This window comes from Selenomonas sp. WCT3 (assembly GCA_900100835.1).
Lineage (GTDB): Bacteria > Bacillota > Negativicutes > Selenomonadales > Selenomonadaceae > Selenomonas_A > Selenomonas_A ruminantium_E.
The window spans coordinates 13268-38512 of the sequence record FNCM01000004.1 but is presented as its reverse complement, the minus strand read 5'-3'; the positions used below and the strand labels follow the sequence as shown (position 1 = coordinate 38512).

The window sequence follows — 25245 nt, the reverse complement described above, 5'->3', positions numbered from 1 at the left end:
GTATCAAATAACCACCGACTCTTCCTGTTTCGCCCGGTTTTCAATGATCTGGGTCTTCCCGCCGGCGAAACTGTAGACGCGGTGAATCAAAACCAGCGCCCGGTCCCCCTCCTGCAAGGGTTTCTTTTCGAGGCTGCGCCAGCCATATAAGAGCTGGCCTTTGACCTCCACCACCACTTGCAGGCTGCTGCCCCGGAAATAGGTGGCCCTGACCGTGCCCTGTTCCGCCGCCAGGGGCATCAGGATTTCCTCCTCCTCGGCAGCAATCTCCAAGAATTCCGGCCGCAGGATGCCCTCATGGCTGCCTGCGCCATTCGTAAATCCCTTGAACACCGTATAGTCGGGAACATGCACCGACTCACCGATGAAATCCGCCACAAAGGGCGTCTCGGGATGCTGATAGATGGCAGCTGGCGAACCAGCCTGCTCCACATGGCCGTGATTCGTGATGATGATATCATCGGCCACCTCCACCGCCTCATCCTGGTCATGGGTGACAAAGATACTGGTGATGCCCAGCTGATGGATGGTGGCCCGCAGCCATTGTCTCAGTTCCTTGCGCACCTTCGCATCGATAGCCGCAAAAGGTTCATCCAATAACAGAAGCTCCGGCTCTGGGGCCAAGGCCCGTGCAAAGGCTACCCGCTGCCGCTGGCCCCCTGAAAGCTGCTGCGGATAACGGGTGGCAAATTCTTTAAGCCCAATAAGCTCCACAAGCTTATCCACCCGCGCGGCAATTTCCTTTGGCGGCACCTTCTGTACCTTGAGCCCAAAGGCGATATTTTCCCATACCGTCATATGGCGGAACAATGCGTAGTTCTGGAACACAAAACCAATGCCGCGCTTCCCCGCCGGCAGGTCGTTGACCCGCTTGCCCGCAATGAAGATATCCCCGCTGTCGGGATGCTCGAGGCCTGCAATCATGCGCAGGATGGTGGTCTTGCCACTGCCCGACGGTCCCAAGAGGCCGATAAGTTTTCCCTTTTCCACCGTCAGATTCACGTCATCTGAGGCCTTGAACGTGCCAAAATTCTTATGGATATGTTTAAGTTCTACTTCAATTGCCATTTCTTAGCCCCCGTTTCGCCCGCCATTCCACCAGATTCCGCAGGATCAGGATGATGACGGCCAGAATCACCAGAATCGATGCCACGGCAAAGGCCGCCGTGAAATTGTATTCGTTATAGAGGATTTCGATATGCAGCGGCAGGGTATTCGTCTTGCCCCGGATATGTCCCGAAACTACCGACACCGCACCGAATTCCCCCAGGGCCCTGGCGGTACAAAGTATCACGCCATAAAGCAACGCCCACTTGATATTCGGCAGGGTCACCCGCCGGAAAATCGTCCAGCCGCTGGCCCCCATCGTCGCCGCAGCCTCCTCCTCGCTGCGCCCCTGGGCCTCCATGACCGGCACCAGCTCCCGGGTGATGAACGGAAAGGTCACGAACACCGTGGCGAGGATGATGCCCGGCACCGCGAAGATGATCGCGATGTGCTCAGCCCGCAGGAAGGGATAGAGGGGACTCATGCGGCCAAACAGGATGACAAATAGCAAACCGGCCACCACCGGAGAAATGGCAAAAGGCAGATCCAGCAGCGAACTCCAAAAAGCCTTGCCGCGGAAATCGTATTTCGTGAGCAGCCAGGCCGAAGCCAGGCCAAATACCGTATTGCCAATCACCGCCGCCACCGTTGCCTCTAAGGTCAGATACAGCGCCTTGCGCGCAAAGGGCTCGTCGAGAGCGGCCAGATAAGCCTGCCAGCCCTTGGCCAACGCCTCGCTGGCCACCAGGACCAGCGGCAGCACCAGCATAACCAGCAGGAAGGCAGCAGCCAGTCCGATAAGCCCCCATTGACTGAATTTATGCGGTTTCACTGCCAACTTTCACACCCCCTGTTTCTGCACGCGATAGCGCTGATACCCATTGATGACCAATAAGATGGCAAAGGACAAGAGCAGCAGCACCAGCGCAATGGCCGCCGCTGCCTGATAGTCGAACTGCTCCAGCTTAGCCATGATCAAGAGCGGTGCGATTTCCGTCTCATAGGGAAGATTGCCCGCAATGAAAACCACGCTGCCGTACTCGCCGACCCCCCGGGCAAAGGCCAAAGAAAAACCCGTGAGCAGCGGCGATACCAGCTCAGGAAAAATTACACGGCGAAAGGTCAGCCAATCGCCTGCCCCCAGCAAGGAAGCCGCCTCCTCCACCTGTGGGTCGAGGTCCCGCAGCACCGGCTGGACGCTGCGGGCCACAAAGGGCAGGCCCACAAAGACCATCGCCAGCGTAATGCCCAGCGGCGAAAAGGCCGAGGGAATCCCCAGTGCATAAAAGTACTGGCCCAGCCAGCCGTTTTCGGCATAAAGCGTCGTAAGCGCAATACCCGCCACCGCCGTGGGCAGGGCAAAGGGCAAATCGATAAGGCCATCGAGAAGCCCCTTGCCGAAGAACTCATAGCGGACGAGCACCCAGGCCAACAGCAGCCCAAAGACACCATTTATCACCGCCGCCGCCAGTGCCGTCAGCAAGCTGATATAATATGCATGGAAAACGCGGTAATCCAGTACCACTGCCAAGAACTTCTCCCAGCCCATGCCTGCGGTGTACAGGACAAAAGCTGCCAGCGGAATCAGTAAGATAAGCGATAGATAAAAGAATGTGATGCCGCAGGTAAAGCGATATCCTGGAATGACTTTCTTAGTGCTGAAACTGCTCACTTTCCTGCCTCCTTCACCTTGTCATTTTTTCTCATAAATCTGGTCAAACGTACCACCATCAGCGAAATGCTCCTTCTGGGCTTTAGTCCAGCCGCCAAAAGCCTCATCAATCGTCACGAGCTTGAGGGGCAGGAATACCTTGGCATACTTAGCGGCAACCTCTTTATCACGGGGACGGTAGAAATTCTTAGCGGCGATTTCCTGTCCCTCTTTGCTGTAGAGGAAGTTGATATAAGCCTCGGCCAGCTTGCGCGTGCCCTTGCGCTCCACCACTTCATCGACCACGGCCACCGACGGCTCCGCCAGGATGCTGATGGACGGCACTACGATCTCATAATCGTTCGGTGCATCCTTCACCGACAACAGGGCTTCATTTTCCCAGGCAATCAATACATCCCCCTGACCACGCTGTACAAAGGAAGTCGTTGCACCACGGGCACCAGAATCCAGTGCCACCACATGGCTGAACATTACCTTGAGGAACTCCTTTATCTTGGCCTCATCGCCATTGTTATGCTCCTTGGCATATTCCCAGGCTGCCAGATAGTTCCAGCGGGCACCGCCTGACGTCTTCGGATTCGGCGTCACGATCTGCACATCATCCCGCACCAGGTCGTTCCAGTCGTGGATATTCTTCGGATTGCCCTTGCGTACCAGAAAGACGATAGTCGAGGTATAGGGTGCCGAGTTATCGGGGAATTTCTTGATCCAATCCTTGTCAATGAGGCCTGCCTGGGCAATCTCATCTACATCGTAGGCCAAGGCCAGCGTGACCACATCCGCCTCGAGACCATCGCGGACCGACCGGGCCTGCTTGCCCGAACCGCCATGGGACTGGGAGAAGGTCACATCCTCACCGGATTCCTTTTTCCACTCCTCCTTGAACTTCTCATTGAACTCTGCGAAGAGCTCACGGGTCGGATCATAGGAGACATTGAGGAACTCCTTGCCCGCACTGCCATTATCAGCCGCTATATCTCCACCGCAGCCAGTCAACGCTCCAATCGTAAACAAAACTCCAGCTGCTAGTCCAAACCATTTTCTCGCCTTCATTGCCAACACTCCTTCTCCTTGTACTGCTTCTTGTTCAACAAAATATATAAAAAAGCCTATGGCCCCACGACAGATACAGCAATACTGACCTGCTATGCGGTTCCATAGGCTTTCGTTTTCGAATGACCTGCGGTAATCCGTTCAATCACATAGATTTATTTTAAATTCCTTCACCGTCTAATCCGGTAAAGCGTTGCTTTTCCGTTCGCTCCATCTGAACGATATCGCCTCGTTTTACTACGATGACCAGTCGTCCATATTGCAAGCGGCCAAATTCCTGCCGAACATGCTCGGAAATATGCTGCCGCTGCTTTTCAGACCAAGTTTGCAGTTGCGAAGGGATGCCAAAACTATCCATCCGCAGCTTTTCATTCCACTCCACTTGGACCAAAATTCCATCCTGCGCCACTAAAACAACTTCGCCATAACTGATAGTCTGTAAGATTCTCAGGATTTCAGCCATAACATCCTGGGGTACCTCGCCCCGCTTCAATTTTCTTCCTGCCATCCATTCACCCTCTTAAAATATACTTATCAGATATGTTTAATTTATAATGTATGATATACCTTTTCTTTCCATTCGTCAAGCATTTTTAGAAAAAATAATGTAATACTGTAAACAAAAAACTCTGTTTCATGGAACAGGTGGCGATCCACTGCCCCATAAAACAGAGTTTTGATTGGTTATGGTCAAATCTTAAACTTCTCTACCGATGCCTCCAAATCCTGGGCCATCTCCGTAAGCTTACGGCTCGAGCTGGCGATTTCATTCATCGTCGCCGTCTGTTCCTCCGTTGCCGCCGATACCGTCTCAGCTTCACCTGCAACACTACGGCTCATGGCACTAATCTTGCTGATAGCTCCGGATATCGTATTGGTACTGGTGGAAAGGGTCACAACAATTCGTTCCATTTCTCGCGTCTCTTCCACTACTTTCTCCACCATATCCGCAATATCCTTGAAGGTCATGCCGGCACCATTTACGGCACCAACGCCATTTTGTACCTGACTGACGCCATCCTGCATAACCGATACCGCACTTCTCGATTTCGACTGAATGGAACCGATAATGCCAGCAATCTCACGGGCTGACTCGCTTGACTGCTCAGCTAGCTTGCGGACTTCATCGGCAACTACCGCAAAGCCGCGGCCATGCTCACCAGCCCGGGCTGCCTCGATGGCGGCATTGAGCGCCAACAGATTCGTCTGCTCGGCAATCTCCGAAATCGCATCAACAATGGTGCCAATCTTATCCGATTCCCGCCCCAGTTCCTCAATAACCTGGGCCGATTCACTAACCGACTGCTCAATAAGTTCCATCTGCTGAACCGCACTGGCAACTTTCTTTTCCCCGGAATCCGCCTGGGATTTGGCCGAGCCAACTACCGTTCCAGCATGATCCAGCGCCTTTTCGAACTTCTCCATATTCATGGCCAGATTGTTGATATGCTCGCTGGCATTCTCGACCTCCGTGAACTGCTCACTGCAGGAACCGGCCACGTTGACAATCGAATCGGCTACCTGCCCGCTGACCTCAGCCGACTGCTCGGAGCTGTTCGTCAGCTGCTGCGATGAAGAGGCGACCTGCTTGCTGGACTCTGACACCTGACGCATCATATCATGGACCTGCTGCTGTAATTTCTGCAGAGCCTGGCTCATCTCACCAATCTCATCGCTGCGATGCATTACTTCCGTGAGGGATTCATCCTTGCGGAAATCGCCGGTCGCGAGAATTCCCAACCGATTGGTGACCAAATGAATAGGTCCAACCACTGTTCCAGCGGCATACATCCCCAGGCCAATAAAGACCGCCAGCAGCACGACGATGATACCACCGAGTTTCAAAAGGCTGGCCCAGAACGTCCCATCTGCCTCAGCCCGCTCCTCAGCCACCTTCGTATCGATGTAGTCAATCCAGACACCAGTACCAACCACCCACTGATACGGGGCAAAAGTTGCCGTATAGTTGCGTTTAGGCAGCGGCGTTGTCTCATTCGGTTTGGCAAACATCAAATCCGTGTAACCACCGCCATCTTTGCGGCCATTTTCAATCATTTCCTTGATGAAATGCCGCCCCGCCGGGTCTACCAAATCGATACGGGATTTTCCTTCGGTATCACGCCCCAGTAAAACCACATTGACACCATCATAAGTATCAATCCAGAAGTACCCCTTGCCATCATCATAACGCATCTGACGAATCAGGTTTGCGGCTTCTTTCTTGGCTTGTTCCTCTGTCAGCTCTCCTTTCTGCTGACGGTCATAAACCTGCTTGATGATAGAAATCGCCGATTCTGTTTCAATCTTGAGCTCCCGTTCCACATCCTGGGTCAGGGTCTGACGATACATTTCCACCTGCCGGTCCGTCTCACTGATGAGATTGGTTATGAACAGTGCACTGACCAGCACCGTCGTCAATATCGCCGTGCCGACGATCATGATGACAAAACGTCCCTTTAACGACATGATAATCTCCTCCTATATCCTTAATATCCCTTATAATTTCTGTTATATCAGTTCGACATCATCCCCTATAATCCTGCATTTAACAGAATTTTATAAATTTAAGCAATAAAAAAAGAAGGGCAGAGAATCATCACTAGGATGATTCCCTGCCCTTTGCAACAATTACTCCCTAAGAAAAAGCCGAATCAAGAAACGCGAAAAGCCTGTATCTCCTCACAATTCGGAATCGAGGTTTGTGCCCCGGGGCGCGTGACGGCAATAGCCGATGCCCGAGCCGCAAAATCGATGGCATCCGCATAATTTTCCCCATCAAAGGCACTCAGAAATGCCGCCAAGAAACAATCCCCGGCTGCTGTCGTATCAACTGCTTTGACTTTATACGCCGGGAAAGTCTGCAGCCGTTCATTCGTAACCAGCATCGTTCCATTGCCGCCCAGGGTTACCAGAACCGCGCCCACGCCCTTGGCCGTAAGACTTCGCGCCGCAGCAATTACCTGTTCTTCCGTATCGGTCGGCATTCCGGTCAAAACCGACAGTTCGGTTTCATTTGGTTTTGTGATATCAATCAGCGGATACAACTCCGCGGGAAAATCTGCTTTTGCTGGTGCTGGGTCTATAACGACCATCTTCCCGCATTCTCGTGCTAATTGAGCAGCTTCAATTACGGCCGGCAGGGGGATTTCCAGCTGCATAACTACCACATCAGCCGCTTCAAACAAATGACGGTTTTCGCGGATCAGCTTCCCATCCACCTCATAATTCGCACCAGCTATCACACTGATACTATTCTGGCCGTTATCCTCTACTTCGATAAAAGCCTTCCCCGTTTCTGAAGTCTCTGAGACCAGTATCCCAGCCGTATCCACACACACACTATGCAGATTTTCCAGCATTTGCTGGCCAAAAGAATCCTTTCCCACAGCGCCAACCATCGCCGTTTTTACACCCAGTTTTCCCAAAGCATACGCCTGATTGGCCCCTTTACCGCCCGGGACCAATTTAAGATTTTTGGCCATTACCGTTTCCCCCGGTAACGGGCGTCTTTCCATATACACATCGAAATCCATATTCAGGCTGCCAACCACTAACACATTCTTCATGATAATTTCTCTCCTCCGGCGGTTCCCGGTCAGACCGTTATGTTTTCTCCACGCAGTCCAATCCACGCCCCTTGTTTTTGCAGGCCGCTCTCTTCATGAGCCAGCAGCCATTTATTCTTATTCATCAGTAGCCGGTTTTCTCCACTGCCCGCTGCAGGTTCAGCCAATGTTTCATTTGTTCCGCGCGGCAGCGCTACCCCCATGCGAAATTCCGCATAGCCAACGCTGCCAGGAGCGAAATGGAGCGTCGTCGCATAAAGCTCCACCGCTGTTCCTGCCGGAATCCTGAAGCACTCCACTTTTGACGTATCATAAGTATACGTATCCCAATCAATGTCCTGCTGGCGCCCCAGCATCAGGACAAGGTCCGTAGCTGCTAAATCGATCTCTGACGAACGATGATATTCCAGTCCATTGAGTTTATGATTCCATCCGCTGCAATGCCCCAATTCTGTTGGAATCCCGCCAAACACTTCCTGTTGCAGCGTATGGAAAAGAGCCATTTTCTCTAAGTCCGGAACAGAAGCTTCGTAAATGACTTCTCCTTCTGGAACTGACTCCCTGGCTCTCATGCGAGCCACAAAATCACTCAAATCCAACGGCAGGATTCTGCCATACTGACGAAAATTTTCATGCGTTATGGTTTGCAACGACCAGCGCCTCCTCATCCTCTGTCTCCAGCTTATGCTCCTTGTGGAAATACCAGCCAATAAAAGCAAAGCAAAGAACGTTAATGATGAAAGATAACTGCATCGAACCCGTTACATCCGAAACATAACCTTGGATAGCCGGAACGAATGCACCACCGACAATGGACATGACAATAATAGCGCCAGCAGTCTCGGTGTATTTTTTCTCCACCGCATCCAAGGTACGCGCGTAAATTGTTGCCCAACACGGCCCGAACAGGAAACTTGCCAATACAGCGCCATAAAGGGCCGTCATACCCGGAACCAATGCCGTGTAAAGAATATCGACAATACCAATCAGCGCATAAATTTTCAATACGCGATTGGCCGAAAACTTCGTCATCAAGAAGTTGGCAACAAATTTCCCCACAAAGAAGAAAATAAAGCTTACCACCATATAATTTGCCGCCGTCCGTTCATTGATGGAAGGGTCCAAGTGAAGCGCCAAACGAATCGTAAAGGACCAAACGGCGACCTGCATACCAACATAAAGGAACTGCGCCACGATACCTCTTTGGAAACGGGTATTCTTCGCCAGATACGAAAGGGTACGGCCAATACTCGGGATCCCCTCAGTCGAAGCACTCTTAACCTTGCACTTCGGATAGGCCGTAACAGCAAACAAAGCAAAAATCGCCAGTAACACATAAATCATTGCATGATACGGTTCCAGTGTATGCTGCAACATTTCCATTTTATAGGCCGCTGCCTGTACAGCATCCATTCCAGCCAGCTGGGAAGCCATTGACTCGCCCTCTTGGAAAATAAGATACTTGCCCAGCAGGATGCCGCTGATAGAGCCGATAGGCTGAAACGTCTGGCTAATATTCAAGCGGAGCGTCGCCGTCTCCTGTGGACCTAACATCGTACTGTACGTATTGACCGAAGTTTCCAGGAAACCGAGACCAATCGCAATGGCAAAAATCGCAAACAGGAACATCGTATACGTAGCCATATGCGATGCCGGGAAAAACAGACAGCAACCCGCAATATAGAATCCCAGTCCGCAAAGGATAGCCGTCTTGTAAGTTGTTTTGCGAATGACCATCGAAGCCGGAATCGAAATCAGAAAGTAACCGCTATAAAAGGCACTTTGAACCAAAGCACTGGCAAAATCGCTCAAGGCAAAAACACTCTTAAACTGCGTAATAAGTACATCATTTAAGCTGGCTGCCGCCGCCCAAAGCGGCACCAGGCAGCTTAATAGGATAAACTGAAAAATAGGAATTTTGCTGATGTAACCATTGTCATATTGGACGATATCGTCACGATTTCCAAGAAGCATAACAAACTCCTCCTAATTTTAGCTCATTTTTCCAGTGGCGCGGTACTGCCGCGAACCACCAGCTGCGTATACATTTGCGTTCTGGTATGCACACACTGGGGCCTTCTAATCAGCCCCAACAATTTTTCTACAGCAAGCTCGCCCAGTTCCTTCGTATGCACTTTGATTGTTGTAAGTCCCGGCGCAAATACCCGGCTAAACTCAATATCGTCAAAGCCCACTACCGAAATATCTTCGGGAATCCTTACCTGATATTTCTGCAACGCCTGCATAACCCCCAGGGCAATCATATCGTTGTCAGCCAAAAATGCCGTCGGCAATTCCCGGCCTTCCTCCAGCAGCTTGCCAAAAGTCTCATAAGCACCAGTAATCGATACGGGTATCCCAGGGCAATATTTCTTTTCTACCGCTAATCCATGCTGGCGCATCGCTTGTTCGTAACCGGCAAATCGTTCCTGAAAATTCCGCGAGGTTACCTCACTGCGAAGATAACCAATCTTCTTGTGACCAAGCTCGATCAGGTAATTCACTGCTTGTTTCGTAGAATTCTCATTTTCCATTAATACCGAATGGAAGGGCAGATTATCGAAACTGCAATCCAGCAAAACCAGCGGCATTTTCGTCTCAGCAAAGGCTTTCGCGTCTTCCTCTGATAATTCAGTTCCCACCAGCAGGATAGCTGCGGATGTGTCCTGCAGCAGCAATTCTACTTGCTGGGCATAATCCGCCTCCCGCCGGTACAAGTTCACAACTTTCATATCCATGCCCTCGTCACGGCAAGAATTGGAAACGCTTTCAAGAAGATTATTAAAGAACGGTGCATCCGAAACAATTTTGCCACTGTCGTGATAAGACACCAGCTTTATGCATTTAATTTTATTCTCGGAAATATATCCATATTCTTTGGCAATGGCCAGGATCTGCATAGCTGTTTCATGGTTGACCCCTTTTTTATTATTCAGGGCATTGGATACCGTCGCCGGAGAAAAACCGGACAATTCACTAATCTTCTTGATGTTAACCTTCACCTTTATCACTCCTGCTTAAAAGACTACACCTGCCCGCAGGATAACATTGGGATATGGAGTAAATTCCCCTGTCCGGATGGCGAATCGCGCTCGTCCAGACAATTCCTTCAATGCTTCATGCGGCATATATTCATATTCTATCGATCCGAGTTTCTTTTGGATATAGTCATGAAGTTCCGGATTATTCTCACGGATTTCATCAGCCAGATAACACCCCTCAACAGCTGCTTCCTCCAGCACAGCATCCATAACCTGCCGAAATGTCGGCACCCCTTGGCATACCGCCAAATCCACCACTTCAACCCCCGGCGGTATCGGCATACCAGCATCACCTATCATGAACATATCTTTATGTCCCAGGGCAGCAATGCAGGCAGACAACTGTGCATTCAAAACTCCTCTTTTTTTCATTATCATGTACCCCCTTGCTTTCGTCAAGTTTCATACATAAATTTTCGGCCATCAATTTATATATTTTTTATTTACAAAACACATTATAATGTTTTATGTAAACAAAATCAATAGTATTTTGTATTTGTTTATCGATTTTTATCTAGATTATCCGAAAAATATTCATCAAACCACAGTATCTCACGACAAAACACTAAAAATACATATAAACATTTATCTAAAATTTTATATGTATTTTTAGTATAAAAAAGGCTGGAACAAAACTTTGACGTTTTGTTCCAGCCTTATCACTTATTTCTTTACTGCCAGCCCTGCAGCGTCCAATAATCCTCGATTCCCTTGACCACCGGGTAAAAGGCCTCTTCGATATTGGCAATATGGACTACCTGCCAGTGACCGTCTGACTGCTGCTCCAATTCCGCTGTTATCACCAACTGCGGAACCAATTTGCCATAGGAATCCTCACTGCCAGTTATATTAAAGACTGCAATGGCCTGCTTGTCCTTTTTCTGCACGGACTTCAACTCTGCCGAATAGCTATCCTCAAACTTTCCCATCTCGTCAGAAACCCACTTAGCCTGTCCATCGCTGCGGCTGATGGGCATCAGCTTTTGGTCCATGTAGAATTCCAACGACCGCTGGATAAAAACGATATCGTCACTCCGGCGCTCGGCAATATAATTCTTCATAAACGCCGTATCATGACGGAAGAACCAATCCTGGGGATAGGTTTCGTGAAGCGCCTGTATATTGTCGGCCAGAATCGTGGTGCTCTCATCGTAAGTGCTCGTGATGAGGCGGTCCACGTCGGCATATTTTTTGACCTTATCATAGTCCCGGGATTTGATACCATCCACCAACTGCTCCAAGGCATATTCCGGTGTGCGTTCTGCTTGATAGGTATAGCCGATGCCACCACCAGCTGCCAATAGCAGCAGCAATAGAATCAGCATGATATTTTTCATGGGCATGATACCATCCTCTCAATCACCACAATCTCTTTCCTACTTTATCATGCCTGCCTGTAGAAAAAATGAATTTGACCGGTCAATTCCGGCTCAATGCCCCATATACTGGGGAACTGGCTTTTTCGTCAGCGTATTGGTAATCCAAGGGAAATGCTGTTTCAGATACAGACCTACCTGCTCACCGATATACTTCTTGCCGAAATAATCCGGATGAAGGCCATCGGTCGTATAGCTGGCATTGAGCCAACCACTGCTGTCAGCTAACATCGAGGCGATATCCAAATGGTAAGGCTGCTGCATAACCCAATCGTTTACATAATCCTGATGGGTTTTCCAATCATAGGGCGGCTGCTCCGTATGGGCCCGTTTGACCATCAGCGGCGGATTGATTGGCGTCGGCGTCAAAAATACTGGAATGATTCCGTAGGCATCGCATTTCTCCTTAATCGCCTTGAGATTCTGTACGATATGCCAGCCGTTAGTGCCGGCGCGATAGTCATTGACGCCGCCCATGATGACCAGCACCCGCGGCGAAAACGGCAGTACATCCCGCTCAAAGCGTTCGAGCATATCCCCCGTCGTGTTGCCACTAAAGCCGATATTCTTTACCGGCACGCTGCAATATGTCTCCCAATCGTAGAGCAGATACCCCGGCGGCACGGACATAGCACCACCGCCATGGGTAATGCTGTCGCCCAAGGCCGCAATCGGCGTGGGGGCCGTGACCGTAAAATACTTCTTGCCGGACCACTCACTGATTCCATACCCGTATGCATCTACCGCCCGAACCCGCCAATAATATTTTCCCGGCGTCGTATAGCCGCCGTCTTCATAAACATCATAGGTGCCAGCCCGCAGGGTATGAACCAGTGTATCGCCATCGGGGGTTGAACGGTACACCTGAACTTCATGGTGTTTGGCCCCATCGGTGGGAATCCAAGAATACACGGGATAAACCGGTGCATAATCCATCTGCTCAAACTGGGTAGTCGGTTTGGGCGCGATAGGATTCAGCTCACTGCCCTCCAAGATGGGCTGGGGTTTAGAAAAATGACCGATAGGATTGCCATTATAATCCAAGGCGCAGACCTTCCAATAGAACTTGCCCGCTTCCTCCCCGAAGCGGCTCAAATCCAAATCCACGCCATTGGTAAAAATCTGTTCCTTCGTCAAGGCGATGTTGGCCTCCACATCCTGGGCGGAACGCAGCACCACCACCTGATACTGTACCGCACTTGGCCGCTCCGGCCAAATCAAACGGATTTTTCCGATTCTCATTGCCATAGGCTTCACCTGGTTTTCGTCCACTGTTTTTGCCGGTGCTGTCTTTTCCTCCGCTTTGCCAAAGGCGATAACCCTTGGTGACGATGAGGACTTTTGAATCACACGCCTCGTCACCGGATTCGTCACGGCAGCCGCTGCCGTCGTCTCCGTCACCAGACCAGCCGCCAGGCAAAAGGTTCCTATCAACAGCCATTTCTTGTTACTCAGCTCTATCTTCATGATATTGTCTAAAACTCCATCCTAACTATCTTCTTTCCAATTGACAACATCCATTATTATAACGCCATTGATCCTATTTTGCCAACGAGAAAAACTTTTCCTGCCGAAATACTTGCCCTATGTGACAAGACAGTTTATAATACAGAAGCATCAACTGTCTTGTCAGTAGTAAACTGACGATTTTTACGAAAAGAGGTTTTATCGCATGATACTTGAACGCTTGGAACAACTTCCTGTAGGTTCTTTCCAGTATAAGCTTCTATTCATCACTGGCCTCGGCTGGCTCTTTGACTCCATGGATACAGGGCTCATCGCCTTTGTCCTACCGGTACTGGCTAAAGAATGGAGCCTTACCCCAGCCCAGGTTGGCTGGATTGGTTCCATCGGACTCATCGGCATGGCCCTCGGGGCTGTGCTGGCAGGAACGCTGGCCGACCGCATCGGCCGCAAAAAAGTATTTACCATTACGGTACTGCTTTACAGCCTTTCCACCGGCATGTGTGCTCTTTCCTGGAGCTATGAGTCCCTGCTGTTCTTCCGCTTCCTGGTCGGCTTTGGCCTCGGCGGCGAACTGCCCGTAGCCGCAACGCTTATGAGCGAGTATGCTCCCTCTCATCTGCGCGGCCGCTTTATCGTCCTCCTCGAAAGCTTCTGGGGCATCGGCTGGCTCGTTGCCGCCTGCATCGCCTATCTGTTGATCCCGGCCTTCGGTTGGAAAATCGCCTTTGCCATCGGCACCCTTCCAGCCCTCTATGTCTTTTTGATTCGCCTGCACATGCCGGAATCCATCCGGTATCTAATTTCCCAAAACCGCATCGACGATGCCAAGCAGATTATCCTTGACCTGGAAGCAAAACTGCAGGTCAACAGCCAACCCTTTGCGGCAGAACTCAGCGATACGGAAAAGGGCAAGAATTCCGCTGCGGCACCGAAATTTGCCACCCTTTGGACCAAGCCCTTCCGCACCCGGACCGCAATGCTCTGGCTCGCCTGGTTCGGCATTGTCTTCAGCTACTATGGCATCTTCATGTGGCTGCCCTCCATCGTCTATGCCCAGGGCTTTGCCGTAGTCAAAACCTTCGAATACGTTCTGATTATGACGCTGGCACAGTTGCCGGGATACTATGCCGCCGCCTGGCTCGTTGATATCATCGGCCGCAAATACACGCTGTCGCTGTTCCTGCTGCTCTCAGGTATTTGCAGTTTCTTCTTCGGCAATGCATCTGACGCATCGTCGCTTCTCGCCTGGGGTGCAGCCATGAGTTTCTTTAACCTCGGAGCCTGGGGCGTCATCTACACCTACACGCCGGAACAATATCCCACCACCATCCGCGCTCTTGGTAGTGGCTGGGCCGCTGGTTTTGGCCGCATCGGCGGCATGATTGCCCCGATGCTGGTCGGCCTCATGCTCGGAAACGCCATGGGCATGAACACCATCTTCATGATGTTTGCCTCCGTCCTCATCATCGTATCAGCCATCGTCATCGGCCTTGGCAAGGAAAGCAAACAAAAGACTCTTGAAGAACTCGAAACCGTTCTGGAGTCCTGATATATTAAGCATAACAAAAGACCAACCCACCGGGTTGGTCTTTTGTTATGCCTTTATTCCTCCAGCTTCAAACCGCCAGCTACCTGCTGCATAAACGCTTTAGGCGTCGTGTGCAGGTATTTTTTAAACACGATGCAATAATTTTTATAGTCGCCAAAGCCTGTCTGTTCGGCCACCTCGTAAACCCGCCAGGTTCCCGCCGCCAAAAGTTCAAGACTCTTTTTGAGCCGGTACCGGGCCAGCAGACAGCCAAATGTCAGGCCAGTCTCTTCCTTGATTTTCCGCGAAAGATAACTCATCGACACTCCCTGCTCAGCCGCCAGCATCTCAATGCTCATTTTCCCCTGATAGCCACGCTTGATGGCCGCCAAAACATGCTTCACATAGGGATTGCCACTGTGATATTCGCGTATGAGTTCATCCGTCCAGTTTTTTCCATCCCCATCCACAGGGCCAGTTTCCTCTGGCAGCGGCTCCTCCTTGGCATTTTCCAGCCGTCTCAGCACTTGGGCCAGCACGTTTTCATCAATAGGCTTTAGCAGATAATCGGCAGCTTGCAGGCGTACCGCTTCCTGCGCATAGTCAAAATCAGCATAACTGGTCAGAAAAATGACTTTTGCGTGATTGTGCTCGGCCTGCAATTCCCGAGCCAGTGCCAGGCCGTCCATGCGGGGCATCTTGATATCCGTCAGCACGACATCGGGCTTGGTCTCACGGATTCCTGCGAGTGCCGTCCGGCCATCGGGCGCATCGCCTACCACTTTGACGCCGAGCCGCAGCCAATCCACCGTACAAATAAGGCCACGACGGATGATTTCCTCATCCTCAGCGATATAAAGTTTTAACATGATCCCCCTCCTGTCTCGGCAGCCGCATCTCCACCCGCATGCCGCCCGCTGGCGGCTGACTGAGTTTCACGCCATAATCCATGCCAAACATCAGCTGAATGCGGCGATGGACATTATAGACGCCCTTATGCACTGTGTTGTTCTCCCCCTCACGCAGGAGCTGCTGCAAATGGTCAAATACAGTTTTCGACATCCCCAGGCCTTTATCCTCCACAATGACCAGCAAATCCTCCTCCATCACCGTAACACTCAAACGCACTTCAATCCGCCCATCATCATCTTCGCCGTATTTGATGGCATTTTCTAACACCGGCTGAAACAACAGCTTGGGAATCAGACAATTCCTTACGGCTTCATCGATAAACTCACTATAGTGAAGCCGTTCACCAAAGCGATACTGCTGAATCTCCATATAGCTGTGAAGGTACTCGATGTCCTTGGCCAGTTTCACCCGGCGGGTTTCCTCATGAAGACTGTAGCGAAGCAGGGCGGAAAGGGCGTGAATCATCTTCATGGCAGCCTCACTGTCCATCTTTACCATGAACTTGATATTTTCCAGCGTATTGAACAAAAAATGAGGATTGAACTGGGATTCCAGCTGCCGCACCTCGGAAATAACCGAAGCCCGTGTCTCCTCTTCATTCTGGCGGATAAGCTTCTGCAGGCTTTCCGTCATACGGTTATATTCCTCCTCGATAATCGCCAGGTCACTGCCCGCATGAACCTCCAGCTGATTGTTCAGCCGCCCCTCTTTGACTGCCGCAAACGCATCCACCAGATCATTTACTGCCTGGGAACGAGCCAAACTCTCACGCCGGGCACTAACCAGGATGATGGGCACCATAATCAGCACGATTCCCAAAAGGATACCTGCACCGAGGGCATAACGCAGCAGCAAATCCGTTACCGGCGATATGGCATAGACCCGGTAGCCCTGTACCGATTCCACCGGCGGAACCGATTCGCTGGTCACATAGTATTCCCGATTCCGCACCTGCACCAAGCCATTTTCAGCCGAGACAAAAGGCTCCGTCACCTTCCCCATCCTTACGGCCCCAGCCGCGCCCGTCACAATCTGCGCATTGCCAAAGGAATCGGCCAAAATAAAGTCTGTATTGCCCGAGACGATGTTATTTTCCAGATAACCCCCTGGAATCAGAAAGAAAAACCAGCCCTCCAGCTGTCCTTGATACACCACAGCCTGTCCGATAAGCAAATCATGCCGTCCGGTATCCCCCCGGCTTACAAACTCCACTACCGGCTCACCTTTCCCCTCGCTCATGCGATGGAGGATTCCCCACTCCTGATGGAAGGGCTGCATCGCCATCGGCAGCGTCTCCTGACTCCCCAGCAGGATATTTCCCTGGGTATCCACCAGATAAAACTGCGTCCCATCGTGGGCAATATTTACCTCATGATAGAGATACTGATAGATTTCGGCCCGCTTCCCCGGATTTACCTGCCATTCTCTAAGGTCTGCTTCCGCCGACAATGTTGCCACTGCCTGCTCAGTCCGACGCCAATAATCGGAAAAAATGCCATGCATGACATCGGTTACCATCTCGCGCTGCTCGTGGTTCGCATCGGTTACATAATGCTTCCAACTCAACAGCATCAGCACCGATCCTACGACAGCTAGAACAAAGACCGGAACCAAAGCATATTTTACCAGTGCCCCTCTGACCTCATCTTGAAATCTATGCCGCATGTCGCCCTCCCATAGTTTCGTCTTTGTTCTTATTATATCGTATTGTCACCAGCAACGCTATCCTTAAAGTTATACCAAAACAACCTGCATAACTACACCATATAGCTGATGATTTTGCTGCATTCCAAGCATTTATGGAGCCAATCCATTTGTTTTACAAAGCTCATCTCTATCTTTTTTCGACTTTTTCGCAAAATCACCATATTTATGATAAGCAAATCCCCTTTCTTATGATTTGTTTTAACTTATATTTCTCTATTATTATCAGCCAAAATCGAAAGATGGTGTTTTCATATACAAAAACATGAAAACACCATCTTTTGATTTTTTTAATGTTACTGTACGCTAGTGAAGATATCTTTGAATTTATCCAGCCAGGATTTCTTGTTCTTGTTGACGACTTCCTCATTGTCCGTAATCGTGTTGATCTGCGATTTTTCCAGGAGGCCAACTGGTGCCGGGACGTCATCGCGGACACTGCGGCGATGCAGTTTCTGCGTAATCAGGGTCTGTGCATTCTTGCTCGTGATGAAATCGATAAACTTCTTAGCATTTTCCATGTGTTTGGCATTTTTTATGATGTAGATGCCGTCTGGTTTGGAGATAACGCCCTCTTTCATGTAAACGAGTTTTACATGAGCACCATCGGCGACATATTTTGCGCCACCTTCTTCGAAGGTGCAGCCTACAGCATATTCACCATCCGCTACGCCTTTGTAAACTGCCGAGGAACCGGAAAGGAGTTTGCCATCGAGGTTAGCACAGAATTTCTTGATGTAGTCCCAGCCGTTGTCCGGATTGCCTTTGCCCATTGCATAGAGCATGTTGATGAGATGCTCATAGGAGGACGAAGATTTTGACGGGTCAGCCATGGCAATTTTGCCCTTGAGAGCCGGATTCAGGAGGTCCTCATACCCCTCAACCTTGATGTCGCCGATGAGGTCGGTATTGACCATGATGACACTTGGGATATCCGTAAAACGGGTGATGGAACCCTCTTCGTTCTTGAATGCCTGCTGGATATGGTCTTCGTTGACCGATTTATACTGCTCAAAAAGGTCAGCTTTCGGTTTCATCGTCGAAAGGGAACCGCCCCAGAAGATATCGGCCAGCGGATTGGCTTTCTCAGATTCCACGCGTTTTAACAGCTCACCAGTACCGGCTGCCACAACTTCAACTTTGACGCCGCTTTCCTTTTCAAACTCTTCCACGAGCGGATTGATAAAGGACAGCGGATGCGGGCAGTAAATGACAATCTTGTTTTCGTCATCGCCACTTCCTGCCGAACCCTTGGCAGCCTGTTTGTCACCGCCACAGCCGGCAAAGCAGGTAGTCAGCATTGCTGCGCCCAAGAGCGTAGCAATAATCTTTTTGAGTTTCATGAATAATTCCTCCTTTGTTCCCTATAACCTCTTATACGGATTTATAACGTAACATCCCGGCGGCCGGATACCTTAAAGAAGATCACCATGGCCGTGATGGTCGTTAACGTCAGGATGGTCGACAGTGCCGCAGCGGTGCCGTAGCTAGCACGGATAACTTCCGTGTAGATGGCTACCGACATGGTCTTAGTAGCACCGGTAAACAGGATAACCGAAGAACTCAGTTCGTTGATGGCGGTAATCCAGGAGATGATGGCACCGCTCATAACACCGGGCAGCATCATGACCGCCGTGACCTTAAAGAAGGTCTTTACCGGCGATGCGCCAAGGCTTATGGACGCCTCCTCCAGGCTCGGACTCAGCTGATAGAGAATAGCTGAACTCGAACGCAGGGTATAGGGCAAACGGCGAATGACCAGAGAAATGATGATGATAAGCGCCGTACCCGAAAGCAGCATGGGTTCTTCGTTAAAGGCCAAAAGCAGCGTGATACCAAGGACAGACCCGGGGATAATGTAGGGGAACATCGTAAGGGTGTCGATGATATCTGTGAGCCAGCTCTTGCGGCGCGTGGTGAGATAGGCCACCGTCATGCCCAGGAATACGATTGCTGCCATAGCAGCCGTGCTGAAAATATACGTGTTGGAAATCGCCGTTCCCAGTTCATTGAAAATCCGGATGTAACTATCCAGCGAATACCCATCCACAAAAATCGAACCGTTTGTCTTGAGGAACGACGTGTAGATGACCACCAGCTGCGGAATCATCGAAAGCGCCACCAGCAGATAGATGCAGGCATGCATGACCAGATTTTTGACACCGTGAAGCTCCCCGGTCTGCATCGGCCGCAACGAACTCATGGTAAAGGATTTGCGATTCACGACGTATTTTTGCAACATAAAAATCGTCGAGGTGATAAGTACCATGATTGCTGCCATAGCCGCGGCAAAATTAGCCTGGTCGCCAACCTCATTGATGAACTCGGAATAAATCATTACCGGCATGACGTTGAAGCCTTCGCCAATGAGCATCGGCGTACCGAAATCTGCCATAGCATTCATGAATACCATCAAGGCTCCCGCCAAAATCGTCGGCGTAATCAGCGGCAGGATAATCGTTACCACCTTGCGGATCCCACTGCAGCCAAGGCTTTCAGCTGCCTCGATAAGCGCTGAATCGATATTCTTCATGGCACCGGCCACGTAGAGATAGATAAAGGGGTAAAGCTTCAGCGTAAGCACCAGCAGGATACCCGCAAAGCCGTAAATCGATGGAAAATCAATGCCGTAATCAGCCAGCCAGCGCGTCAGGATACCACTGCGTCCGCCAATCAAAATCCAGGAATAGGCGCCGATAAAGGGCGGCGACAACAGCGATATGATGATGCAGATTTCCACGACGCTCTTAAAGCGCACCCGATAAAGTGTCATGAAATAGGCCAGCGCCGTGCCGATTATCACCGCCAGTATCGTGACACTGGTCGTAACGGTGAAGCTGTTTATCATGGACTGGTAGTAATACTTGCGTTCAAAGAAGTGGACGAAATTCTGCATCGACCAGTTCCCCGTTGCCGCATCCTGAAAGGCGCTGACAAACAGGGAAAACAGCGGATAAATCAAAAACAGTCCAAAGACTACGATGGCTAGCAGGGTAATCCATGCCCAAAAATCCCATTGAAATCGTTTATTCATTTTCCACCACACCTTCCATCAAGCTGCGGCTGCCATCGGCTACGAATATATTGATTTTCATGGCATTCGGTTTCAGATAAACCATATCCCCTACTTCCAAGAGCTTTTCCGCATGGCCAAGATCCTGGCTGTATTCGATAGAGGGCTGATTGGGAACCAGCATCTCCTCAGGAAATTCCAGACTGTAATTGACATATTTGCCTAAAAATACTTTCGTGGCCACCTTGCAACGGACGCCTTCCCCCTCCCGGCAGATGGAAAATTCCTCCGGCCGCACCGAAATGACCACTTCCTGCCCATCGGCAGCTTCTTCGCTCAAAGTAGTCATCGTCATCTTATAACCATCGGCAAATACCACATTTTTTTCGCCGCCCGCGGCTTCGATATGGCCTTTGAACAGATTGGAATGGCCGATAAAGGTGGAGACAAATACGTTATAGGGCCGCGTGTAAATCGTATGCGGCGAAGCAGTTTGCTGGATGACACCTTTCTTCATGACCGCAATGCGGTCCGATATCGACAGGGCCTCTTCCTGGTCATGGGTAACATAGACCGTGGTGATTCCCACCTGCTTCTGTACCTCCCGGATTGCCGACCGCATTTCCACACGCAGCTTGGCATCGAGATTCGACAGAGGCTCATCCATCAGCAATACGCTGGGGTGGATGACAATGGCGCGAGCCAAGGCCACACGCTGCTGCTGGCCGCCCGACAGGCGCTCCGGCAGCCGGTCCTGATACTCAGTAATCTGCACCACATCAAGAATCTTGTCCACCTTTTTCTTCATCTCATCCCTTGGCATCTTGCGGAGCTTCAAACCATACTCGACATTTTCCCGTACCGTAAGATGGGGGAAGATGGCATAGCTCTGGAACACCATGCCGATGTTGCGCTTATGGGCAGGGATATCGTTGATGACCTGCTCGTTGAATTTGATTTCTCCGCCCTCGATGCTGTTAAATCCCGCAATCATGCGCAGAAGCGTCGTCTTGCCACAGCCCGACGGCCCGAGAAGCGTGAAGAACTCTCCATTTTTGATGTGCTCAGTAAGTCCGGGGATAATCGTCAAATCGCCGTACTTCTTGACCACATTGTCCACATTTATCGCTACACTCATATGGAATCCTCCGTTTCACCCATCGTGTATCTTATTGTTCCTTATCATATTTATATGATATCCGACTAACAAATAGCTAACAATCCAAAATAATGCATAATTATCAGAAAAAATGAACCTTATCCTAGAAAATGCAAAACGCCGACAGGTCATACCTGTCGGCGTTCTTATCAGTTGGATTAAATTTTGAATGAAGCGTTTTCCCTCAGCCAATCGTTATCGTATAGCTGATTATATTCTCCTCGCCCGGGGCCAGCGTCTCGCTGCCTTCTCTATCCTTGAAATCCCCCTGGAAGTCCACATAGTCGGCATGGCCATGCCATGGCTCGATGCAGAGGAATGGTGCACCACCACGGTCCGGAGTCCAGTAACCCCAGTAGGGGAATCCCTTAGCCTGAACCGTTACTTTTTTATCGCTCTTGGTGGAGCAGATGCTGACCGTATCGGATTGCTGAGCATCGTAGACCAAGGCGTCCTTTTTGAACATCTCATAGTTGAGAGGCAGTTTCGTCCCCTTGACTGCCTGGTCGCCATACTCATGCTGAATCTGCCCCTTGCTGTCGATGGGCAGATTTTTCATATCTTCACTGGCATTGAATTCGAGATAGCAATCTTCAAAGCTCTCCCCTGCCACAATGGGGCAGCGGAAAGCACCATGAGAACCAATGGAATAAACCATATGCTTGTCATCGAGATTCTGTATCTTCCAAATGACTTTGATCTGGTTGTCCTCCAGCTCATAGGCGATGTTCAACTGGAATTTCCAGGGATAGACCGCCAGCGTCTCCTGCGTCCATTTCAAAGCAAACTCGATGCGGGTCTCCTCCCGGGATACGAGCTCAAATTCCGAAATGCGTCCGAGTCCATGGCCCGGCAGTTTATATTCCTTGCCATCTACCGTGTATTTGCCATCCAACAGTTTTCCCACAATGGGGAAGAGTACCGGTGAGCTATATTTCCACCACTCGGGATTGCCATCCCAAAGATATTCCGTCTCATCTTCGCGTTCCTTGATGGAGCGCAGCTCTGCCCCCTGACTGCGTACCAGTACACAGAGCTTTTTGTTTTCCAGTGTATAAAGCATCCGAAAATACTCCCTTCGTTTTATGCTATCTCTATTCTACCATGAAAAAACCGTAACAGGTTTCCAATTTTTGATTGCCACTTCCAAAAAAATTTGACGGGACAAATTGCCCCGCCAAACCTTACACAAATTATTAAGCGATAACGCCATTGCCACGCAAAACTGCTTTTACGCTCTCAGCGCTCTTGCGAAGTGCTTCTTCTTCCTCAGCTGGCAGCGGCAGCGGCACGCGTTTGAGCACACCATCCTTGCCGATGACACTTGGCAGAGACAGGGATACATCCTCGATGCCATATTCCCCGGAAAAGGGCATTGATACCGGCAGCACCGCATGCTCATCGTAAAGCACGGCCTTGGCCAAACGGCAGGCCCCCATGGCAATACCCGTATTGGTCCAACCCTTAGAATTCAGCACGTCATACGCCGTGTTGACAACTTCCCCGCCAACTTTCTCGCGGTCGAAATTTTCGTCATGGTCGAAGAAATCATCGAGTTTATCCAGCCCCACACCTCCGATACTGACGGTGCTCCAGGCCGGGAAAGCTGAATTGCCATGCTCACCCAACATATACCCCTGCACATCCGTCGGATCCACATGGTAATGAGTACCGAGAATGCTCTTGAAGCGCAGCGTCTCCAGCGTCGTGCCCGTACCGAAAAGTTTCCCCGCCGGATAACCAAACTCCGTAGCTGCCACATGGGTCGTGACATCAAGGGGATTGGTAATCATGATGAAGATTGCCTCCCGGGTGTACTTCGTAACCTCCGTCATGATGCTGCGAATGACGGCAATGTTCTCCTTGGCCAGTGTCAAACGATCCATGACGCCCCCCGGCAAGATGCTCGGGCCAGCTGCACAGATGATGACATCTGCGTCTTTTACTTCCTCAAAACCACCGGAATATACATGAACATTTGGTGTCAATGCACAGGCAATGGAATGCGTCGCATCCACGGCTTCACCATGTGCCACCTTCGGCTTGATATCGATGCAGACAATCTCAGCAGCTAACTGGCAGGCAATCGCTCTTGCCAACACAGCCGAACCAACATGACCCAAACCAATGATTGCTAACTTATGCGCTTTTAACATGTTTACACATCTCCTTTAAAAACATTGTAGCACATATTCCTCTGTAAAGAAACATTTTACCAACATCTGTGAAAATTCTTTTTCGCTTACAACAAAAAAAGGCTGTGAAAGTCTGTGGCTTGTTAACCACCGGCTTTCACAGCCCCTTAAATAATCTTAGGCTTTTCTAGCAGACAGCAGAATCCAAAGGCTGACCGAGGCTGCCAGGAAGAAGGGATAAAAGAGATACGGAATAATGCTGAGGCTGGTGATCCCCGCCAAAGCCGAGGCAATCAACAGCTGCGCCCCATAGGGAATGATTCCCTGGGTGATGCAAGAAAAAGTATCGAGAATCGAAGCACTGTCCTTCGGGTCGATGCCGTATTCCTCACTGATGGTCTTGGCAATGGGGCCCGCCACCACAATGGCTACCGTATTATTGGCCGTGGCGATATCCATGAGCACTGTCAGAAGGCCAATGCCCAGGCGGCCGCCGCGAATGCCTTTGAAATTCTTGCGAATAAAGGACAAAATCGCCTCAAAACCACCGCCATCGCGCATGATGGCGCTGATGGATGCTGCGAGAATCGTGACAATCATAGTCTCAAACATGCCATTGGTACCAACCCCCATGGCCGAAAAAGCCTCGGAGAAATTCGTAGCTCCGGTGGCAATTCCCAGTACCAAAAACAGGAAGATTCCCGTCCCCAGCACGGTAAAGACATTCATTCCGGTAATGGCCAGCACCAATACGATGAAGTAGGGCATCGCCAGCAGCAGTGAATAATCAAAGGATCCCAGGTCCGCAACATTGCTGTTAACGGCCCCCACCACGAGCACCGCCAAGGTAACCAGCGCTGCGGGTAAAGCCACTTTCAGGTTGGCAAAAAATTTGTCCTGCATGCGGGTGCCCTGGGTCCGCGTTGCCGCAATGGTGGTATCGGATATGAAGGAAAGATTGTCGCCAAACATGGCCCCCCCCACCACGGTACCAACAATAAGGGGCAGGCTGAACCCAGCGCTCTCGGCCACGGAAGCGGCAATGGGCACCAGTACCGTAATCGTTCCCACGCTGGTTCCCATGGACATGGAAATCAGACAGGCAATGATAAAAAGCCCGGGAACTGCAAAGGCTGCCGGCACAAGGTTGAGCAGCAAATGCGCGGTGCTCTCCACACCACCGGCCGCTTTCGCGATGCCGCTGAAGGCTCCGGCCATCAAAAAGATAAAGAGCATAATCGTGATATTGACATCGCCGATACTCTTAGCGCAAAGCTGGATATTGCCGATAAACTGTTTTTTCCGATTCTGCAGGAAAGCCACGATAAGTGCTACGCCGAAGGCCACCACCACCGACATCACGTAGAATCCCATTTTTCCCTCAATGGGGGCGATATACTCATACCAAATACCAGCCCCCAAATAGAGCACAAGAAAAACGAGAATTGGCAGCAGCGCAATCCCACGTGCCTTGGGCTGGTTTGTGTTTTGTTCCATAGTTACATCTTCCTTTACCTCGTTATACTATACCGTTCAATATTATACGCAGGAAGATTCGCTCAGGCAAGACTA

General features: G+C 50.5%; 22 protein-coding genes. 1 reads left to right on the top strand and 21 read right to left on the bottom strand.

The genetic code is table 11. The annotated features are described in order from the left end of the window. Positions 1–3: 3 nt before the first annotated feature. From BLQ36_RS04630 to BLQ36_RS04570, 13 genes are all read right to left on the bottom strand, one after another. On the bottom strand, positions 4–1068 hold the full coding sequence (locus BLQ36_RS04630) for a sulfate/molybdate ABC transporter ATP-binding protein (RefSeq protein ID WP_197018703.1): 1065 nt from the start codon (positions 1066–1068) through the stop codon (positions 4–6). Further along, a complete protein-coding gene (gene cysW / locus BLQ36_RS04625; protein ID WP_143558683.1) occupies positions 1058–1879 on the bottom strand; it encodes a sulfate ABC transporter permease subunit CysW in 822 nt (273 codons plus the stop codon). Before cysW ends, BLQ36_RS04630 begins: the two co-directional genes overlap by 11 nt. Positions 1880–1888: 9 nt before the next feature. Further along, positions 1889–2719 carry a sulfate ABC transporter permease subunit CysT gene (gene cysT, locus BLQ36_RS04620; RefSeq protein ID WP_074514226.1) on the bottom strand — a complete coding sequence of 277 codons (831 nt, stop codon included), beginning with the start codon at positions 2717–2719 and terminating at the stop codon, positions 1889–1891. Positions 2720–2740: 21 nt separating this feature from the next. Next, positions 2741–3772 carry a sulfate ABC transporter substrate-binding protein gene (locus BLQ36_RS04615; protein WP_074514225.1) on the bottom strand — a complete coding sequence of 344 codons (1032 nt, stop codon included), beginning with the start codon at positions 3770–3772 and terminating at the stop codon, positions 2741–2743. A 160-nt stretch (positions 3773–3932) separates the two neighbouring features. Next, entirely contained in the window at positions 3933–4280 is a 348-nt protein-coding gene (locus BLQ36_RS04610) for a YezD family protein (protein WP_074514223.1), read from the bottom strand. 182 nt (positions 4281–4462) lie between these two features. Further along, positions 4463–6238, bottom strand: a complete 1776-nt coding sequence (locus BLQ36_RS04605; RefSeq protein ID WP_074514222.1) for a methyl-accepting chemotaxis protein — start codon at positions 6236–6238, stop codon at positions 4463–4465. Between the two features lie 185 nt (positions 6239–6423). After that, the gene (gene rbsK, locus BLQ36_RS04600; RefSeq protein WP_074514220.1) at positions 6424–7338 is read right to left on the bottom strand and encodes a ribokinase; all 915 of its coding nucleotides are present in this window, start codon (positions 7336–7338) and stop codon (positions 6424–6426) included. A 29-nt stretch (positions 7339–7367) separates the two neighbouring features. Next, the gene (locus BLQ36_RS04595; RefSeq protein ID WP_081342223.1) at positions 7368–7988 is read right to left on the bottom strand and encodes a DUF4867 family protein; all 621 of its coding nucleotides are present in this window, start codon (positions 7986–7988) and stop codon (positions 7368–7370) included. Beyond that, positions 7969–9312: an L-fucose:H+ symporter permease gene (gene fucP, locus BLQ36_RS04590; protein WP_074514217.1), complete on the bottom strand. Its 1344-nt coding sequence runs from the start codon at positions 9310–9312 to the stop codon at positions 7969–7971. The genes BLQ36_RS04595 and fucP overlap by 20 nt, the downstream gene beginning before the upstream one ends. Positions 9313–9335: 23 nt before the next feature. Continuing rightward, positions 9336–10340, bottom strand: a complete 1005-nt coding sequence (locus BLQ36_RS04585) for a LacI family DNA-binding transcriptional regulator (RefSeq protein WP_074514216.1) — start codon at positions 10338–10340, stop codon at positions 9336–9338. 15 nt (positions 10341–10355) lie between these two features. After that, positions 10356–10751 carry a D-ribose pyranase gene (gene rbsD, locus BLQ36_RS04580; RefSeq protein ID WP_074514215.1) on the bottom strand — a complete coding sequence of 132 codons (396 nt, stop codon included), beginning with the start codon at positions 10749–10751 and terminating at the stop codon, positions 10356–10358. A 299-nt stretch (positions 10752–11050) separates the two neighbouring features. Beyond that, on the bottom strand, positions 11051–11722 hold the full coding sequence (locus tag BLQ36_RS04575) for a hypothetical protein (protein ID WP_074514213.1): 672 nt from the start codon (positions 11720–11722) through the stop codon (positions 11051–11053). A gap of 87 nt (positions 11723–11809) precedes the next feature. After that, the gene (locus BLQ36_RS04570) at positions 11810–13222 is read right to left on the bottom strand and encodes a GDSL-type esterase/lipase family protein (RefSeq protein WP_074514212.1); all 1413 of its coding nucleotides are present in this window, start codon (positions 13220–13222) and stop codon (positions 11810–11812) included. A gap of 205 nt (positions 13223–13427) precedes the next feature. Between BLQ36_RS04570 and BLQ36_RS04565 the strand changes: the two genes are divergently transcribed. After that, positions 13428–14771, top strand: a complete 1344-nt coding sequence (locus BLQ36_RS04565) for an MFS transporter (protein ID WP_074514210.1) — start codon at positions 13428–13430, stop codon at positions 14769–14771. Between the two features lie 53 nt (positions 14772–14824). Here BLQ36_RS04565 and BLQ36_RS04560 read toward each other — a convergent pair whose 3' ends face one another. From BLQ36_RS04560 to BLQ36_RS04525, 8 genes are all read right to left on the bottom strand, one after another. Next, positions 14825–15619, bottom strand: coding sequence for a response regulator transcription factor (locus BLQ36_RS04560; protein ID WP_074514209.1), 795 nt, complete (start codon positions 15617–15619; stop codon positions 14825–14827). Continuing rightward, positions 15597–17327 carry a sensor histidine kinase gene (locus BLQ36_RS04555; RefSeq protein WP_074514207.1) on the bottom strand — a complete coding sequence of 577 codons (1731 nt, stop codon included), beginning with the start codon at positions 17325–17327 and terminating at the stop codon, positions 15597–15599. The genes BLQ36_RS04560 and BLQ36_RS04555 overlap by 23 nt, the downstream gene beginning before the upstream one ends. A gap of 335 nt (positions 17328–17662) precedes the next feature. Next, the gene (locus BLQ36_RS04550) at positions 17663–18709 is read right to left on the bottom strand and encodes an ABC transporter substrate-binding protein (protein WP_074514206.1); all 1047 of its coding nucleotides are present in this window, start codon (positions 18707–18709) and stop codon (positions 17663–17665) included. Positions 18710–18750: 41 nt separating this feature from the next. Further along, positions 18751–20400, bottom strand: coding sequence for an ABC transporter permease (locus BLQ36_RS04545; RefSeq protein ID WP_074514204.1), 1650 nt, complete (start codon positions 20398–20400; stop codon positions 18751–18753). Continuing rightward, a complete protein-coding gene (locus BLQ36_RS04540) occupies positions 20393–21517 on the bottom strand; it encodes an ABC transporter ATP-binding protein (protein WP_074514203.1) in 1125 nt (374 codons plus the stop codon). Before BLQ36_RS04540 ends, BLQ36_RS04545 begins: the two co-directional genes overlap by 8 nt. 205 nt (positions 21518–21722) lie before the next feature. Further along, positions 21723–22601: an aldose 1-epimerase family protein gene (locus BLQ36_RS04535; protein ID WP_074514201.1), complete on the bottom strand. Its 879-nt coding sequence runs from the start codon at positions 22599–22601 to the stop codon at positions 21723–21725. Between the two features lie 133 nt (positions 22602–22734). Continuing rightward, positions 22735–23694: an L-lactate dehydrogenase gene (locus tag BLQ36_RS04530; RefSeq protein ID WP_074514200.1), complete on the bottom strand. Its 960-nt coding sequence runs from the start codon at positions 23692–23694 to the stop codon at positions 22735–22737. A gap of 156 nt (positions 23695–23850) precedes the next feature. Next, positions 23851–25170, bottom strand: a complete 1320-nt coding sequence (locus BLQ36_RS04525; protein WP_074514198.1) for a Na+/H+ antiporter NhaC family protein — start codon at positions 25168–25170, stop codon at positions 23851–23853. Positions 25171–25245: the final 75 nt, after the last annotated feature.

Coding starts and splice junctions, on each gene's coding strand:
- BLQ36_RS04630 (WP_197018703.1), bottom strand. CDS start 1,068: ATGGCAATTGAAGTAGAACTTAAACATATCCATAAGAATTTTGGCACG.
- BLQ36_RS04615 (WP_074514225.1), bottom strand. CDS start 3,772: ATGAAGGCGAGAAAATGGTTTGGACTAGCAGCTGGAGTTTTGTTTACG.
- BLQ36_RS04610 (WP_074514223.1), bottom strand. CDS start 4,280: ATGGCAGGAAGAAAATTGAAGCGGGGCGAGGTACCCCAGGATGTTATG.
- BLQ36_RS04605 (WP_074514222.1), bottom strand. CDS start 6,238: ATGTCGTTAAAGGGACGTTTTGTCATCATGATCGTCGGCACGGCGATA.
- rbsK (WP_074514220.1), bottom strand. CDS start 7,338: ATGAAGAATGTGTTAGTGGTTGGCAGCCTGAATATGGATTTCGATGTG.
- fucP (WP_074514217.1), bottom strand. CDS start 9,312: ATGCTTCTTGGAAATCGTGACGATATCGTCCAATATGACAATGGTTAC.
- rbsD (WP_074514215.1), bottom strand. CDS start 10,751: ATGAAAAAAAGAGGAGTTTTGAATGCACAGTTGTCTGCCTGCATTGCT.
- BLQ36_RS04575 (WP_074514213.1), bottom strand. CDS start 11,722: ATGCCCATGAAAAATATCATGCTGATTCTATTGCTGCTGCTATTGGCA.
- BLQ36_RS04570 (WP_074514212.1), bottom strand. CDS start 13,222: ATGAAGATAGAGCTGAGTAACAAGAAATGGCTGTTGATAGGAACCTTT.
- BLQ36_RS04565 (WP_074514210.1), top strand. CDS start 13,428: ATGATACTTGAACGCTTGGAACAACTTCCTGTAGGTTCTTTCCAGTAT.
- BLQ36_RS04560 (WP_074514209.1), bottom strand. CDS start 15,619: ATGTTAAAACTTTATATCGCTGAGGATGAGGAAATCATCCGTCGTGGC.
- BLQ36_RS04555 (WP_074514207.1), bottom strand. CDS start 17,327: ATGCGGCATAGATTTCAAGATGAGGTCAGAGGGGCACTGGTAAAATAT.
- BLQ36_RS04550 (WP_074514206.1), bottom strand. CDS start 18,709: ATGAAACTCAAAAAGATTATTGCTACGCTCTTGGGCGCAGCAATGCTG.
- BLQ36_RS04545 (WP_074514204.1), bottom strand. CDS start 20,400: ATGAATAAACGATTTCAATGGGATTTTTGGGCATGGATTACCCTGCTA.
- BLQ36_RS04540 (WP_074514203.1), bottom strand. CDS start 21,517: ATGAGTGTAGCGATAAATGTGGACAATGTGGTCAAGAAGTACGGCGAT.
- BLQ36_RS04535 (WP_074514201.1), bottom strand. CDS start 22,601: ATGCTTTATACACTGGAAAACAAAAAGCTCTGTGTACTGGTACGCAGT.
- BLQ36_RS04530 (WP_074514200.1), bottom strand. CDS start 23,694: ATGTTAAAAGCGCATAAGTTAGCAATCATTGGTTTGGGTCATGTTGGT.
- BLQ36_RS04525 (WP_074514198.1), bottom strand. CDS start 25,170: ATGGAACAAAACACAAACCAGCCCAAGGCACGTGGGATTGCGCTGCTG.